At 39.8% G+C, this 15076-nt stretch carries 13 protein-coding genes, 2 tRNA genes and 2 pseudogenes; 7 read left to right on the forward strand and 10 right to left on the reverse strand.

From position 1 onward, the window contains the following. Positions 1 to 849, reverse strand: coding sequence for a bifunctional methylenetetrahydrofolate dehydrogenase/methenyltetrahydrofolate cyclohydrolase FolD (gene folD, locus E0H81_RS02845; protein WP_131316376.1), 849 nt, complete (start codon positions 847 to 849; stop codon positions 1 to 3). A gap of 153 nt (positions 850 to 1002) precedes the next feature. On the opposite strand from folD, the gene E0H81_RS02850 reads away from it, so the two are divergent. Together E0H81_RS02850 and E0H81_RS02855 are read left to right on the forward strand one after the other, a co-directional pair. After that, a tRNA-Cys gene (locus E0H81_RS02850) sits at positions 1003 to 1076 on the forward strand. A gap of 12 nt (positions 1077 to 1088) precedes the next feature. Further along, positions 1089 to 1174 (forward strand) — tRNA-Leu (locus E0H81_RS02855). 108 nt (positions 1175 to 1282) lie between these two features. On the opposite strand, the gene E0H81_RS02860 is transcribed toward E0H81_RS02855, so the two are convergent. The 3 genes from E0H81_RS02860 to E0H81_RS02870 form a co-directional block, all read right to left on the reverse strand. After that, positions 1283 to 2188 (reverse strand): helix-turn-helix transcriptional regulator, encoded by a 906-nt coding sequence (locus E0H81_RS02860; protein WP_131316378.1) that lies wholly within the window; start codon positions 2186 to 2188, stop codon positions 1283 to 1285. A 135-nt stretch (positions 2189 to 2323) separates the two neighbouring features. After that, positions 2324 to 2524: a hypothetical protein gene (locus E0H81_RS02865; RefSeq protein ID WP_131267046.1), complete on the reverse strand. Its 201-nt coding sequence runs from the start codon at positions 2522 to 2524 to the stop codon at positions 2324 to 2326. Between the two features lie 234 nt (positions 2525 to 2758). Beyond that, the gene (locus E0H81_RS02870) at positions 2759 to 3751 is read right to left on the reverse strand and encodes an NAD(P)H-quinone oxidoreductase (RefSeq protein ID WP_131316380.1); all 993 of its coding nucleotides are present in this window, start codon (positions 3749 to 3751) and stop codon (positions 2759 to 2761) included. Positions 3752 to 4057: 306 nt separating this feature from the next. On the opposite strand from E0H81_RS02870, the gene E0H81_RS02875 reads away from it, so the two are divergent. Both E0H81_RS02875 and E0H81_RS02880 read left to right on the forward strand, forming a co-directional pair. After that, on the forward strand, positions 4058 to 5164 hold the full coding sequence (locus E0H81_RS02875; protein ID WP_165492579.1) for a PD-(D/E)XK nuclease family protein: 1107 nt from the start codon (positions 4058 to 4060) through the stop codon (positions 5162 to 5164). Next, complete coding sequence (locus E0H81_RS02880; protein WP_131316500.1) at positions 5164 to 5718, forward strand: macro domain-containing protein; 555 nt, start codon at positions 5164 to 5166, stop codon at positions 5716 to 5718. The genes E0H81_RS02875 and E0H81_RS02880 overlap by 1 nt, the downstream gene beginning before the upstream one ends. Positions 5719 to 5765: 47 nt before the next feature. Here E0H81_RS02880 and cysN read toward each other — a convergent pair whose 3' ends face one another. Both cysN and cysD read right to left on the reverse strand, forming a co-directional pair. Next, entirely contained in the window at positions 5766 to 7382 is a 1617-nt protein-coding gene (cysN, locus tag E0H81_RS02885) for a sulfate adenylyltransferase subunit CysN (protein WP_131316384.1), read from the reverse strand. Positions 7383 to 7513: 131 nt separating this feature from the next. Continuing rightward, entirely contained in the window at positions 7514 to 8422 is a 909-nt protein-coding gene (cysD, locus tag E0H81_RS02890) for a sulfate adenylyltransferase subunit CysD (protein ID WP_171458564.1), read from the reverse strand. 342 nt (positions 8423 to 8764) lie between these two features. Between cysD and E0H81_RS02895 the strand changes: the two genes are divergently transcribed. Together E0H81_RS02895 and E0H81_RS02900 are read left to right on the forward strand one after the other, a co-directional pair. After that, a complete protein-coding gene (locus E0H81_RS02895) occupies positions 8765 to 9307 on the forward strand; it encodes a hypothetical protein (RefSeq protein WP_131316389.1) in 543 nt (180 codons plus the stop codon). A gap of 315 nt (positions 9308 to 9622) precedes the next feature. Then, the gene (locus tag E0H81_RS02900; protein ID WP_131316391.1) at positions 9623 to 10267 is read left to right on the forward strand and encodes a YqiJ family protein; all 645 of its coding nucleotides are present in this window, start codon (positions 9623 to 9625) and stop codon (positions 10265 to 10267) included. Positions 10268 to 10275: 8 nt separating this feature from the next. On the opposite strand, the pseudogene E0H81_RS02905 reads toward E0H81_RS02900, so the two are convergent. The 4 genes and pseudogenes from E0H81_RS02905 to E0H81_RS02920 form a co-directional block, all read right to left on the reverse strand. Then, positions 10276 to 10482: pseudogene (locus E0H81_RS02905) on the reverse strand (transposase domain-containing protein); the annotation flags it as partial. A gap of 29 nt (positions 10483 to 10511) precedes the next feature. Then, a pseudogene (locus E0H81_RS02910) lies at positions 10512 to 10721 on the reverse strand (IS6 family transposase); the annotation flags it as partial. A 172-nt stretch (positions 10722 to 10893) separates the two neighbouring features. Then, positions 10894 to 12423 carry a M81 family metallopeptidase gene (locus tag E0H81_RS02915; protein WP_131316393.1) on the reverse strand — a complete coding sequence of 510 codons (1530 nt, stop codon included), beginning with the start codon at positions 12421 to 12423 and terminating at the stop codon, positions 10894 to 10896. A gap of 33 nt (positions 12424 to 12456) precedes the next feature. Beyond that, entirely contained in the window at positions 12457 to 13785 is a 1329-nt protein-coding gene (locus E0H81_RS02920; protein WP_131316395.1) for an MFS transporter, read from the reverse strand. A 120-nt stretch (positions 13786 to 13905) separates the two neighbouring features. Between E0H81_RS02920 and E0H81_RS02925 the strand changes: the two genes are divergently transcribed. Next, a complete protein-coding gene (locus E0H81_RS02925) occupies positions 13906 to 14841 on the forward strand; it encodes a LysR family transcriptional regulator (RefSeq protein ID WP_131316396.1) in 936 nt (311 codons plus the stop codon). The last annotated feature ends 235 nt before the right edge of the window (positions 14842 to 15076 follow it).

Here is a 15076-nt window from a genome sequence, read left to right on the forward strand (position 1 = left end):
TTAACCCAAAGCTTTTTCAGCAGCTTCAACAGTTTGACGAATCAACGTTGTAATGGTCATTGGACCTACACCACCTGGAACAGGCGTATACGCAGAAGCAACTTCTTCAATACCTGCAAGTTGGATGTCACCTACACCGCCGCCATCACGTGGATGGAAACCCGCGTCTACAACCACTGCACCTGGCTTAATCCAGTCTTTTTGGATCAATTCAGCTTTACCTACCGCACCCACGATAATGTCCGCTTGCTTAACAAAGTCAGCTAAATTTTGCGTACGTGAATGGCAAATCGTTACGGTTGCATTGGCTTCAAGAAGCATTGCAGCCATTGGTTTACCCAAAATCGCAGAACGACCGACAACCACCGCATGTTTACCTACAATTTCAATGTTGTTTTCTTTAAGAATCGTCATGATGCCTGCAGGAGTCGCAGAACCATAAGCTGCTTCGCCCATTGCCATACGGCCAAAGCCAAGGCAAGTGACACCATCCACATCTTTTGCTAATGAGATTGTATCGAAACAAGCACGTTCATCAATTTGTGCCGGCACTGGATGTTGCAACAAAATACCGTGAACATCTGGATTTGCATTTAATTTTTCAATTTCAGCAAGTAACTGTTCAGTTGTGGTTTCTGAAGGTAGCTCAACTTTTAAAGAATCCATACCGACACGGCGGCAAGCATTGCCTTTCATACGTACATACGTTGCAGATGCACCATCGTCACCGACCAAAATAGTCGCAAGAATAGGGGTACGATTTGTTTTCGCTTTTAATGCTTCAACGCGAGTTAACAAGTCTGCTTCAATTTGCTTCGCCAATGCACGACCATCTAAAACTAATGCCACGGCACATCTCCAAGTGTTGATATGAATCAATTTTGCAAATAATACATGATTATTTCGCCAATTTTATTCTATATGCCGATTTTATGCGCATATACACTATTTATAGTATTGTTTTTTTTTGAAAGATTGCTAATATGTGCATCACCAAGAGATGGCGGGGTGGCAGAGTGGTCATGCAGCGGACTGCAACTCCGTGTACGCCGGTTCGATTCCGACCTCCGCCTCCAATCTTGTAAAATGCCCGAGTGGTGAAATCGGTAGACACAGGGGATTTAAAATCCCCCGCCCACAAAGCGTGCCAGTTCGAGTCTGGCCTCGGGCACCATTTTAATACTTCTTAAAATGGTGCAATAAAAAACCCAGCTTAATGCTGGTTTTTTTTATGTCTGGAATTTCTTCCCGACTTTTCTGTATTTCATTTTTCAGTTATTTTTTACTGACCTACTTTCAAATAACCTTGCAAGCTATTATCCAGCTCTTGCTGCAAATGTTCAGGCTTAACAATTTTCAGATGAGGAATCCAGTAACGTACCAGTGGATTCAATTCTTTCTGATGCCGTATCTGACAGCTAATCAATAATCCCCCATTTTCCGATTCATCCAAAATTACCTGTTCCGGAAAAATTCTGCGTTGCTTAAAATAAATCGCAGCATCGGGATGCACAGATAAAATCACTTCCTGTTTTTCGTGCTGAAACCAAATGCCATCTTCATCTTTTAATTGCTGCAGAACAGCCTGATCATGTTTGAATTGTGCAAGCCGATAGCTACAGATAATTTTCTCAATACGACCCAGACGGTAAACACGCAGCTCCTGCTTGCGCACAGCCGCCAAATACCAGTTGCCCATGTGATGAATTAACCGGTATGGTTTTACTATTCGTATCTGATCTCTGTAAAGCAAAGCAATTTGCTGTCTTTTTTGAATACTTCCAGTCAGCACCTTAAAATGTTCAGCATATTGCGTCGCATCTTCAAAATTATAGCCTTTAGCAGAAAAGACCAGATTGGCGCGGTTATCAAACAGTTCTCTTAAAAAGGAGATATCCAATGACGGATAAAGGTCATTAATTCCTGACAATTGCGCAAAATTTTTAATATCCTGTAATTTGAACCGCCCAAGATAAGAAGATTCCAGATAGAATTTTTTGGTTTTTGCATCCTGTATTAAAGGGAGATAGGAATTTAGCCGGTCAAAATCGCGTTCAATGGTCCGGTTACTGACCTGAAACTCACGTGCCAGCTCCTGCACGCTTAGCTGATACCCTCCATTTAATTTAGTTAAAATACATGCCAAACGCTCTGCAAGGCGCTCATGTGTTGAAGGAATACCCTTCATAAATCCCCTCTTTGTACTTTTCAGCACAGTGCATAAAATGCTTAAAATTTTTAAATTATAAAAAAATTATACAGCCTAACAAAAATGAGATTTCAAATATTTACTTCAACTTAAGGCTAATAGAGAAAGTTTAAATCACGCTTTAACACGTTGTGCTGAACGGTTTTTATGACTTTTACGATTGAGGCGTTCTACATAACGCTCTAAATGAAGCATGGCTTGATAAAGTTTATGCAAATCGGAATTCAGCACCTGATTACGAATAATCGCTTTATGCAGGCGCTTTAACGCACGGAAGCTATGGGCACGGGTATATGGAGCTGACACTATTTTCATCATACATTGCCTCTATTGCGTGAATTTTCAACTAAAACCTAACAATTTAGTCAGATTAAATTTAAACGCTAATGTACGCCTTGGTTTTGACAGGTTGTGTCGAACATTCGACACTTTTTACCATTTTTTAAAATATCCTCACTATTTTTCAACTAATTAATTTGAATTACTTATCTTTTTTATGTAAAAGAAAAGCCAACACATGTTGGCTCATCTTATTTAATAGAAGAATAGTTAGATGATTTCCACCACAATTTTACCTACATGTTCGCCTGTATCCATAGCCGCATGCGCTTCCTGAATCTGGTTAAACTTAAATGTTTTATAGATCATCGGCAGGCATTCATCTTTTGCCCATAATGGTGCAACAGTTTCTTGCAAGCCCTGTGCAATCTCCGCTTTTTCAGCGGTGCTACGTGCACGCATGGTTGAGCCGGTTATGGTCAAGCGTTTCATCATGATTTGACCAAGTTTCACGTCTTTGGCTTTTGCACCACCCAAGAAGGCGATATAGACCAAACGGCCATCACGACGCAATAAATTCAAATTACGTTCCAAATATGGCGCACCGACCATATCCAAAATGACATCTACACCGCCATTGTCGGTTTGTTCATTAATGACCTGTTCAAAGTCTTGAGTCTTGTAGTTAATGGCCGTGGTTAAATCTGAAATAGCCGCAACTTTTTCATCAGTACCCACAGTTGCAAAAGTTTTGATGCCAAGTGATTTGCACAACATTAATGCCGTCGTACCAATCCCGCTTGCACCACCATGAACCAGTACCGTTTCCCCTGCTTTGGCTTTACCCATCTGGAACACGTTAGCCCACACGGTAAAGAAGGTTTCAGGAATGGCTGCCGCTTGAGTAAAGCTTACGCCTTCAGGAATGGTCAATGTCTGGCTTTCAGGTACAACGCAATATTCTGCATAACCGCCGCCGTTGGTTAAGCCACAAACCTTATCGCCAACTTTAAATTTGGTGACATCGCTACCTACAGATTCAACAATACCTGCAACTTCCAAACCCGGTACAGGTGTTACTCCTTTAGGCATTGGGTACAAGCCTTGGCGTTGCAAGATGTCTGGGCGGTTAATACCAAAAGCATGGACTTTAACTAATACTTCGTCTGCTTTTGCGGTGGGTACAGCAACAGTTTCATAGGCAAGTTTATCCACCCCGCCCGGTTCTGTAATGATGACTTGCTGCATGTTGGCTTGTGACATAATTTTTTCCTGATCTATTCAATACTTTTCAAGTTTTATGTATTTGAACATAGATAAGGATAGGTTTAAAGCCACGTCTGACTTATGTCTTAATAGGGTTCATTACCCTGAAAAATACCCTGTTGAGTTTTTAAGTTGCACAATTTAACTAAGAGAGTTACACAATTAGCTCTTTCTAGAGATTTCTTATCATATTTTTAATTTAAATTTTTATTTCTATTTCAGTCTTAACCTATTCCTTGCATTTAAAATTAAAATAAAAGAATATCTTTCATATAATATTATAGACTTATGGCTAGCTACTACATGGCAGATCAATACTCACTTGATGCATTGAAAGAACTTTTAGAAAAATCCAGACAATACAAACCTACAGAAAGAGAACTAACTTTCTTTGATACTGCTGCTAGAAAACACTATGAAAACCCTACAACCGAACTATTAGCTTTCTTTTTAAATCCCAATAATCAACATGGTCTAGGTGATCTTTTTTTCGAAAGTTTTATTCAAAGCCTCAAGCTAAAACATAATATTGATTTAAACAATTACAACTCACCTTTGAAAATCGAAACAGAGATCAGCACACATGATTTAAAACGTATTGATTTACTCATTGAAACTGAAGACCATCTATTTATCATCGAATGTAAAATTCATCATCATCAAAACAACCCTATAGACAGCTATCTTGAGTATGCAAAGGATCGAGCAAAAAATAGTAAAACAATTGTTCCAGTAGTTCTTTGCTTAGATGGTTTAAGTGATTTTAATCAATGGACCGGGATTTCATATCAAGATTTAACAAAGAATTTTAAGTTTAATTTAGCAAAAAAATCTTTTGAAAATCCTTATAATAAATGGTTTTTGTTTGCACGCGAGTTTATTCTGCACTTAGAAAATTACTACGAGGATTCAATGAATTTAGAAAATTTTTCTTTCATCAAAAATAATAGCAACGAAATAGCTCATTTACTTCAACTGCACAATCAAGTATTTCAAGATTTGCAAAATCATATTTTTCAAAAATTAGAAGATAATTTACAATCTCAATTTAAACGCAGATCCGATCCAGGAAAATACAATAATAATCCAGAATATTGGTTTGGAAACTACAAAATTGATGATTGGATTTGCCCTACTCTTGAAGTAGAACAAGATAAATCAGGTTTACCATGCAAAGTTCATTTTTGTATTCAACATCCAAAAAACCACCAAAATCTTATTTCAACTTTTAAAAAATCAGAGTTATTCAATAATAGTGAAGAATCAACTTGGTTTTTTGCAAAAAATATCGAATACAAAAGATTTACTTGGAAATATGCATCACTTGATATTGATATTGTGACTGAACAAATTTTAGAACTAAGCCATTTCACTATTAACCAACTATGTAAATCAAACTCCATCCAATGATGAAATCCGTTACTCTCATTAATACAGATATTACTGAGTTTACAGTCGATGTAATTGTAAATTCAGCTAATAAATCCCTGCTTGGTGGCGGTGGTCTAGATTATATTATTCAAAAGAAAGCCGGTATTGAAATGCAAAATGAGTGCCGACGTATCCATTATAATATTGGTGGTAGTCTTCCAAATGGCCAAGCTGTAGTTACTATGGCGGGAAATCTGTCTGCCAAATATTTGATTCATACAGTTGGGCCTCGCTGGCTAGGAGGCTCAAAAAATGAAGCCGAAGAACTTTGTAATGCTTATCTCAATAGTTTAGTCAAAGCCAATGAAATCAAAGCAAAAAGCATTTCATTTCCTAATATCTCAACGGGTGTCTATAACTATCCGAAACTGAAAGCAGCTGAAATCGCAATTGGTACGGTGCTCTCAAGCCTACCTAGCTTTGAACATATCGAGCAGGTTTATTTTGTCTGCTACGATCAAGAAAATTACAATATTTATAAGTCCATTTTATCCAACTTGGATGACCCAAAAATTCAAATTAATATTGTTTAAAATAAAAAACCCGCTTTTCAGCGGGTTTTTTTAAAATCAGCGCAGTCTTATAGACGAACCAATTCCACAATCTTCTCAGCCAATTCTTCAACCGACTCTTGCGTGAAGCTTACATCTGTACCTTCCGCAACAGTAGTAATGACTGCAATACCTGTTTCACGAAGAAGTGCAACTTGAGCAGCATCAAGGTCAGCTTTCGCAATCGCTACGATACCTTGTTGAAGCAACAAGTTTTCAAGCGCTTGAGCATTTTCCAATGCTTTGTTCGACACGGTGATAGACGCAGGTTTTTGACCTAAACGTGCCGCACGGTCTTCCGCTGTTACAGGATTGCTATGTGCAGACCATTCAACAGTGTCTTCCACCATACCCGCACCAATCGTTACGTTGTTCAAACGATCAATGAAGATAAACGAACCTGTATAACGGCTGTCTTGATAACGATCAAATACCACTGGCGCATCGAATTCAACAGTAACATTGGCAATCGCATTCAGCTCAAGGTGATCCACTTGCATTTGCTCAAGCGTGTTCACATTGGTACGGAAGTTGATGCCAGTCACTTTGGCAGGAACCGTTTGCGTACCAATTTTGATGTTATACAATTTGCCAAGCACAAGCGGTTGATCCGCCATCCATACCACGGTCGCTTTTACAGAACGTGAAATGGCAGGAATACCCTGATCCGCACGAATCAACATATTACCGCGTGAAACGTCAATTTCATCGTTTAACGTCAATGTTACCGCTTGACCTGCAAATGCATGTTCAAGGTTGCCATCAAAGGTTACGATTTCTTTAACTGTTGAAGACTTACCCGATGGTAAAGCTACAATTTTATCACCTACGCTGATTTCACCAAGCGCAATCGTACCCGCAAAACCACGGAAGTCGAGGTTAGGACGGTTTACATACTGCACAGGGAAGCGGAAATCACGTTTCGCGGTATCACGGTTAATTTCAACAGATTCTAGTGAACCCATTAAAGTTTGACCGGTATACCACGGTGTATTTTCAGACTTGTTCACCACGTTATCGCCATTCAATGCTGAAATAGGTGTAAAGATGATGTTGCTTGGCTTACGGTCGCCCAATTGGCTCACGAAGTTTGCATAGTCGGCTTGAATTTCATTGAAGCGCGCTTCAGAGAATTCAACCAAGTCCATTTTGTTGATTGCAACAATAATGTTCTTAATACCAAGCAGGCTTGCAATATAAGTATGACGACGAGTTTGTGTTTGAACACCATAACGCGCATCAATCAAGATGATCGCAAGGTCACAGGTAGATGCACCTGTAGCCATGTTACGCGTGTATTGCTCATGTCCCGGAGTATCGGCAATGATGAACTTACGTTTTTCTGTAGAGAAATAACGATACGCCACATCAATGGTAATGCCCTGCTCACGTTCAGCTTGCAGACCATCTACAAGTAATGCCAAGTCAGGTGCATCGCCTGTGGTACCCACTTTTTTAGAGTCGCGGGTTACGGCTTGCAATTGATCTTCATAGATCAATTTTGAATCGTAAAGCAAACGACCAATTAAAGTCGATTTACCATCATCCACGTTACCGCAAGTCAAGAAACGCAATAAGTCTTTATTTTCGTGCTGTTTTAAATACGCCAAGATATCTTGGCTAATCAATTCTGATTGATGAGACATCGCTCAAACTCCACACATTCTTTAGAAATCGGTTGTTTTGAATCTCTTTTAATCTCCCTAAATCCCTCTTTATGAAAGAGGGACTTTTCTCCTCTCTTTATTAAAGAGAGGTCGGGAGAGATTCTAGATTCTTAGAAGTAGCCTTCCTGCTTCTTCTTCTCCATCGAGCCTGCTTCATCATGGTCAATCATACGACCTTGACGTTCAGAGCTGGTGGCTAAAAGCATTTCCTGGATAATTTCCGGCAAGGTGTTGGCAGTTGATTCAACCGCACCCGTTAATGGGTAACAACCTAAAGTACGGAAACGTACCGATTTCATTTGTGGAACTTCGCCCTCGAATAAAGGCATACGTTCATCATCAACCATAATCAGCGTACCGCTACGTTCAACCACAGGACGTTCTGCAGCCAAATAAAGTGGTACTAATGGAATACTTTCCAAATAGATGTATTGCCAGATATCAAGCTCAGTCCAGTTTGATAACGGGAACACACGAATACTTTCGCCTTTGTTCACTTTACCGTTGTAAAGATTCCAAAGCTCAGGACGCTGGTTTTTCGGATCCCAGCGGTGCTTCGTATCACGGAAAGAATAGACACGTTCTTTAGCACGTGATTTTTCTTCATCACGGCGTGCGCCACCAAAAGCAGCATCGAACTTGTATTTATTCAAAGCCTGTTTTAAGCCCTGGGTTTTCATGATGTCGGTATATTTAGAACTACCGTGATCAAACGGGTTGATCCCTGCGTCTTTACCTTCTTTGTTTTGATGCACGATCAAATCGAAACCATGGGTTTTAGCCATATTGTCGCGGAATTTGATCATATCTTTGAACTTCCAGCCCGTGTCTACATGCAGTAGCGGGAATGGGAGTTTTGCGGGATAGAATGCTTTTAAAGCAAGATGCAGCATCACTGCAGAATCTTTACCAATGGAATACAACATGACCGGATTTTCAAATTCGGCAGCCACTTCACGGATAATGTGAATACTCTCAGCTTCAAGCTGTTTAAGATGAGTAAGTCTTTCCTCATTTATGGACATTGACAACACCAGCTCAGATCGACGTGTACTATTACACTTTTAAAAATATATATATTCATTATAAAGATTTAGTTATCCCAACTATTGCTTGTTTTATTATATTAATATGCATATTTGTCATATAGAACTTAACTAATAACGAGTATAAGTTTTTATTAATGATTCACTTAAATCCTGCTCTATTATTTTATCCAGACCTAGCGGCTACAACAACCCTGCATTAAAATGTACAAAATCTAAGCTGATCGATTTTTTATCTAAAACACATATTTTATTCGGCTTGTAAATTTCATACAGTAGCCAAACTCTCTCCCATCTCCTCTGTTCTTTTAAATTATGCCTAAGCTAGACCATACTATCGACACTGTTAAATCCAGCCTGGAATACGCACAACTCGCTGGCTTTATCTATCAGCACAATGCACAATTACTGGTGCTTCAAGAACCCTTAAATGATGATGGTTCTATCTTGAATAACTTTGTTCAGCATGAACTCACCGCGGATCAAATCGGGCTACAATTTGGTCTACGACTTTTGGACAATAAATTTGATTTTTTGATAGGCGTAACTCATAGCAATCAGGACCGGAGCTATGAAATTAGTCCGGGGAATTTAAAGGCAGATCAAAAAGCCTTTAACTTGCTCTATGCATTTTATAATTTTCCCAAAGCATTCTATTTGGTCAGTCTTCCCCTTGCAGCCAATAGCATACAACTAGAAGAAGCGATTGAAAGCCAGTTATTCAATCAGCCCCAATTAGATTTTCTGAATACTGCCATTAAAACCAATCCGATGGGTCAGCAAGTCAACTGGATGAAAAGCTTTATTGTGCAACAAGCCTTGGACATGAAAGTTCGGATTCAGACCTGTTTGAACTAAAATCTGCTTATTTTGAGATACCCTTCATTCAAATAATATAGTTAAAATATTGATGATCGGTATCTCTTAAGCTTTTGCCGCATTTCTGTTTTTTACAGAATGGGGAATTTAAATCATCCTCTTTAGACTTTATTAAAAATAGACTTTATAAAATAATGAGCCTGCTCAACAACTAGCATCACATTTATATCAGCATGAATTCATTTATTTTTTTAGACAAATTTATCCTGCAATACTATCTTTAATTAAGTTTAATTTTTAAACAAAAACCAATAACTTGAATAATTTACGCGAACAAATATAGAGATAAAAATAATGTGGGAACTCATTACTCATCCTTCCAACCTCATTTTCAGCGTTTGTATTTGCCTGATGTTGCTATTGGGTATTTTAGAACTGATTTTGCTTCTACTGGGCGGTGGCTCTCAAGGATTCTTAGAGCAGTTTTTGCCGGATGATTTAAGCAATACACAACATGCTGAAATTGGCATCGATGCTGATCAGAGTATTTTTACCCAAGTTTTAGACTGGTTGTATTTGGGTCGTGTGCCACTTTTTGTCTGGCTGATTATTTTCTTAACCATTTATGGTTTAACTGGATTTATCATCCAAAGCATTTTCCATCACTTTACTGCACAATTTTTTAGCGCCTGGATTATTGCACCTGCCTGCCTGTTCTTGAGCATGCCCTTAGTCCGTTATAGCGCCATGATCATTGCAAGAATTTTACCGCATGATGAAAGCACAGCTATTTATAGTGAAGAATTGATTGGACGCACGGCGGTGATTATTTTAGGGGAAGCCAAAATCAACTCACCTGCACAAGCTAAAGTTCAAGATCAGTTTGGACAAACGCATTATGTTTTAGTTGAACCCGAACAAGACGAAATATTTACTCAAGGTCAGTCCGTGGTCTTGACCCAAAGAACCAAAATTGGCTTTCAAGCCATGATTCTTTAATTTTACTTTTAATAAAACAGTGGCAGTAATTCTTCTATTTGGGTCACTTTATGTGTCGGCAACCTTTTCAGCACATCACTTAAATAGGCATACGGATCCAGCCCATTCAGTTTTGCTGACTGGATCAGCGTCATGATATTGGCAGCTCGCTAGCCGCTGCGCAGCGAGCCAGTAAATAGCCAGTTCTTACCTCCCAAGGCCCAGGGGCGCATCCTGGTTGTCGGGTAGTCAGACGCAGTTACCCCACATAGGTTTCATCAATATGCCATGAGCTCAGATGTGTAGGATTACGCCAATACCAACGTAAACGTTTTTCTATTTCAGGAACATAACGTTGAACCCACCGATAAATAGTCGTGTGATCAACATTCACACCAGCTTCGGCCAGCATTTCCTGCAGCTCACGATAACTAATGCCATATCTACAATACCAGCACACAGCCCAAAGAATGATTTCACCCTAAAAATGCCGACCATGGAAGGGATTCATATGCTGCACTTTTAGCTAAAAGAGCATTCAGCTTACCATGAGTGGTTATTTGCAACAGTGCGCCACTTCAAGAACATGGATCTTATCGAGAAACAGGCTAAATCATAGTAGATTTAGCCTGTTAAATAGCTTTGCGTTAAACAGTCCGACGTAATGGCTGATCATGTTGCGCCAAACTTTCTCCCAAAGGCACTAGCCGTATGTCTGGATTAATCTTTTTCCAAGGGAGATCATTCGGATCTGCTTTCATAGCGCCTGGAGATTTCGCGACTAAAATGGCAGCAGCTATGTCTTGAAAATCAGCACGAAAATGTACAGAACTTTTTACTACTACAATCGATTTTTCTTCAGGTACGATGCCAAAAATTTTAAACATATTACGATCCAGTAACTGGGCTTTATAGGAACTGACCGCAATTTCAATACCTGCTATTTCCAGTAATACACTCGGACCAATATCCGCCTCAACCCCATGCATCATGGGTCCGGCATACCTGAATTTTCCATCACTATAGGCTTTGATTTTAAATTCACCTGCGAATGGAAAATCTCCTGTGATACCCGATGTTCCGCCCAATTGCGTATGAAAGTGCTGATCAACTTCAAGCTGATAAGCTTGCTGCACCAGCACTGGATCAGCAATTAAGCCAATCAATGCATTTTTAACCTGATGACGATACAAGGCATATAACATACCCGTGGTATTAGAATCACCACCAGCACCCGGATTATCCTGAGTATCTGCAATCACGATAGGCTTTGCTACGCTATTCTCTTGTTGAATTAATTTGAGTGCTTGCTGAATTGCGGCATCGGGTGATAAAAAATCCATGCTCCATTGTTTTTCATTTTCTAGAACCTGCTCAATCAGGCATTGCATTGCTTGTTCTAACTGAGAGAAACTTTCGCTATATCCCCAAATACTTCCGCCACATTCAGCAAAATCTGCTGCTGGAAAACCTGGCGCAAAATTCATGTATACCTTCGCATTTTGTTCTAGCTGTTCTAATAAAGTCATACAGGACTGAGTCGGCTCCAGCTCAGTGCATTGCGCATTTAAGGCGATCAAAAACGGCAGCTTATACATTTTTTTATGGAGTTTTTTACCCTGAAATATTTGCTCCAGCAATTGGGCACAGCGTTGTCCGGTTTTTGCCATATCGACATGCGGATAGGTGCGATATGACATGAGTACATCACTCTGTGTAAACATCGCTTGAGTCACATTGGCATGAAAGTCCAGGCTAGCAATAACAGGAATGTCCAGACCTACTACTTCACGGATACGCCTTAACAATTCTCCTTCACCATCATCTACCTGTTCAGCCACCATAGCGCCGTGCAGATCCAGATAAATCGCATCAACCTGAGTGATATTATGAATGGCAGCTATTATTTCATCGCAAATACGTTGATAAGTGTCCTGTTCTACATGTGCTGAGGGCGAAGCAGCTGCCCAGATCACCGGTAAGAGTTGATAACCTAACTGTTCTGCTTCCTGAATAAAGCCACCAATTGGAATATTTTGCTCACGAAATTTTAGGATTTTTGCACCTCGAGTGAGCGGGGGGAATCCTCCACCCTGTACAAAATCCTGATACCTTGCTTTAGTCGGTGCAAAGGTATTGGTTTCATGTTGAAAGCCCGCAATGATAATTTTCTTCATGATTTATCGTCCTGCATCTTATAAAAATCAGTTTTATTCATCTGTGAGGAGACTGGCTGATGTTATCGCTTCAGGCTCTCTCTCCTTTTTTAAGCTAAAAGCATAAATTAAGATGAGACCGCCCAAAATCATGATCAGTGCAATGGCGATCCAGCCTGCAAGTAAAGATTGAGTCATCGTTTGCGCCAAGCCCATAATATTGGGACTGACAAAGCCACCAAGCAATCCAATACTGTTAATGAGTGCAATTCCCCCCGCCGCCGCTGTACCGGTTAAATATTTGGATGGAATAGACCAGAAAATGGTATAGGCGCTAAACATAAAGGCGGTCGCGGTACAGATCGCAATAAATGACAGGATAAAATTCCCGCTGATGACTGACAAAATTAAACTAATTCCTGCTAATACAGTCGGTACCACACTATGCCATTTACGTTCCTGCCATTTATCCGAACTGCGGGCAAAAATGGTCATGAAAATGGCACCACATAAATAAGGGATCGCAACCAACCAGCCAATCATTTGCAAATTCTGTATACCAGCCGATTTCAATAAAGAGGGAAGCCAGAAACCAATGGCGTAAATTCCACAAATGATCGAGAAATAGGCCAATGCCATGAAATAGATCCATGGATCTTTTAATACGGCCTTAAAATTATTATGACTGGTTGCAGCCTGATGCTGGGAAATCTCTCTCACTAACAAGGCTTTTTCCTCTTGGGAAAGCCATTTTGCTTGCGAGGGATGATCGGTTAAGTAAAAATAGGCCACGATGCCCAACATTACGGTAGGAATAGCCTCTAACAAAAATAACCATTGCCAGCCGGATAGGCCCTGACTTTCATGGAAAGCACCCATAATCTGGGTTGATAAAGGCGCACCTAACATGCCAGCCAAAGGCCCGGCAAGCATCACAATCGCCATCACCCGTGCCATGCGTGCGCCAGAGTACCAGTAGGTCAGATAGAAAATCATGCCCGGAGCAAATCCAGCCTCAAATACACCTAACAGAAATCGTAAGACATAGAACATCTGCGGGGTGGTGACAAACAGCATCGACATTGAGGTTAGGCCCCACAAAATCATGATGCGGGTAATGGTTTTCCTTGCACCTATTTTTTCAAAATAGAGGTTGGTGGGCACTTCAAACAGCACATAGCCTAAAAAAAAGATTCCGGCTGCCATGCCATAAATAGCATCGTTAAAACCCAGCTCCTGCTGCATTTGTAATTTTGCAAATCCAATGTTGATTCGATCCAGGTAGGCAAAAAAGTAACACAGTAATAGAAATGGCAGTAAACGCCAGGTCACTTTTTTATAAACTGTATCTAACCGCTTTGGGTCAGCTTTATTTAAGTCCATCAAAAACTCCTTTTTATCCAGATCTTTTTTATTCTTGCCAAAGTCATGTAAACATGCAGTTAACTTGATAACAATGTAATTTATTAGGCATACTGATGCTTTTAAGGCATCAGTAGTTTTATGGACAGAAACTTGCAATTCCTTGCGCCCTTGAACGGAATCAATGAAAAACGTTTGCGTTATTTCTATACAGTTATGATGTTTGGCTCTATGCGTAAAGCTGCAGATATATTGAATATTGAACAGTCAGCCATGAGCCGACAAATTCAACTCTTTGAAGCCGAATTAAAAATACAATTATTTAAGCGCAAAGGGCGACATATTATTCCAACCGATGCAGCCTATTTGGTGCTTGAGTATTTCAAAGAAAATAAAAACCGTGAAAATGAGTTATTTGACAGTTTATTTCAGTTGCAATCTTCTCAACTCGGCAAAGTCAACCTTGTCTCCAGTGAAAGTTATATGCAACACATGATTTATGATGTACTCCGACACGTGCATCATAAGTATCCAAATCTTGAAATTCAGTTAGAATTAATGAGTGGCAATCATGTCGTAAGACATATTGTTGATAGTCTGGCGCATATGGGACTGGCCTATAATCCTCCATTTCATGCAGACATCAGCACCATTGCCCATAAAGTAGAACCATTTATTTTAGCTGTGCCCTCTAGTCATCCTTTGGCTGAACTAAAACGTAGCGTTTGTCTGTCCGAAATTTCAGCCTATAAATTTGCTTTAATGCCCGTAGGCCATGGATTTCGTCAGTTACTCGACAGTGAAATGGGACGTTTACAAGTGAGTCTGAATATTGGTCTGACCACCAATTCTATCTATGCCTTAAAAAATTATGTTGTAGCTGGACATGGCATTTCCGCCATGCGCTATGCAGATATCGCAGATGCAATAAAAGATGGTCAGGCGGTGTCACTCACCATCGATTCAGAACTCTGTAATACTGCACAAACTCAGCTGATGGTGCGGAAGAACACGCATTTGTCTGAATCAAATCATTTGTTGATTGAGCGTATTCGTTCCAGTTTCAATCTGACTTAATGCTTAAAAATCGCTTTATTCTTTATATCAGCCTTGAAGTATTCAGATCTTTAAGGCCATAAAAGAAAAAATATCAGATCATCACCCAAGGCTTTTGAGGGAAACCAAGATGCATGGTCTCAAAGAATAAAGTGATCAATGACCATAGAGACGCTTTTCAAGTTAGAGCAATGATAATCATACAGCTTCGTTCTAATGAAGCTTATATCCTGAATAAATTAACCCCATTAGGCAG

It is taken from the genome of Acinetobacter terrestris (assembly GCF_004331155.1).
Taxonomy (GTDB): Bacteria; Pseudomonadota; Gammaproteobacteria; order Pseudomonadales; family Moraxellaceae; genus Acinetobacter; species Acinetobacter terrestris.

Excerpts from the sequence above, each read along its gene's own strand:
- E0H81_RS02860 (WP_131316378.1), bottom strand. The coding sequence starts at position 2,188 with ATGAAGGGTATTCCTTCAACACATGAGCGCCTTGCAGAGCGTTTGGCA.
- E0H81_RS02865 (WP_131267046.1), bottom strand. The coding sequence starts at position 2,524 with ATGAAAATAGTGTCAGCTCCATATACCCGTGCCCATAGCTTCCGTGCG.
- E0H81_RS02870 (WP_131316380.1), bottom strand. The coding sequence starts at position 3,751 with ATGTCACAAGCCAACATGCAGCAAGTCATCATTACAGAACCGGGCGGG.
- E0H81_RS02875 (WP_165492579.1), top strand. The coding sequence starts at position 4,058 with ATGGCAGATCAATACTCACTTGATGCATTGAAAGAACTTTTAGAAAAA.
- E0H81_RS02880 (WP_131316500.1), top strand. The coding sequence starts at position 5,164 with ATGAAATCCGTTACTCTCATTAATACAGATATTACTGAGTTTACAGTC.
- cysN (WP_131316384.1), bottom strand. The coding sequence starts at position 7,382 with ATGTCTCATCAATCAGAATTGATTAGCCAAGATATCTTGGCGTATTTA.
- E0H81_RS02895 (WP_131316389.1), top strand. The coding sequence starts at position 8,765 with ATGCCTAAGCTAGACCATACTATCGACACTGTTAAATCCAGCCTGGAA.
- E0H81_RS02900 (WP_131316391.1), top strand. The coding sequence starts at position 9,623 with ATGTGGGAACTCATTACTCATCCTTCCAACCTCATTTTCAGCGTTTGT.
- E0H81_RS02915 (WP_131316393.1), bottom strand. The coding sequence starts at position 12,423 with ATGAAGAAAATTATCATTGCGGGCTTTCAACATGAAACCAATACCTTT.
- E0H81_RS02920 (WP_131316395.1), bottom strand. The coding sequence starts at position 13,785 with ATGGACTTAAATAAAGCTGACCCAAAGCGGTTAGATACAGTTTATAAA.
- E0H81_RS02925 (WP_131316396.1), top strand. The coding sequence starts at position 13,906 with ATGGACAGAAACTTGCAATTCCTTGCGCCCTTGAACGGAATCAATGAA.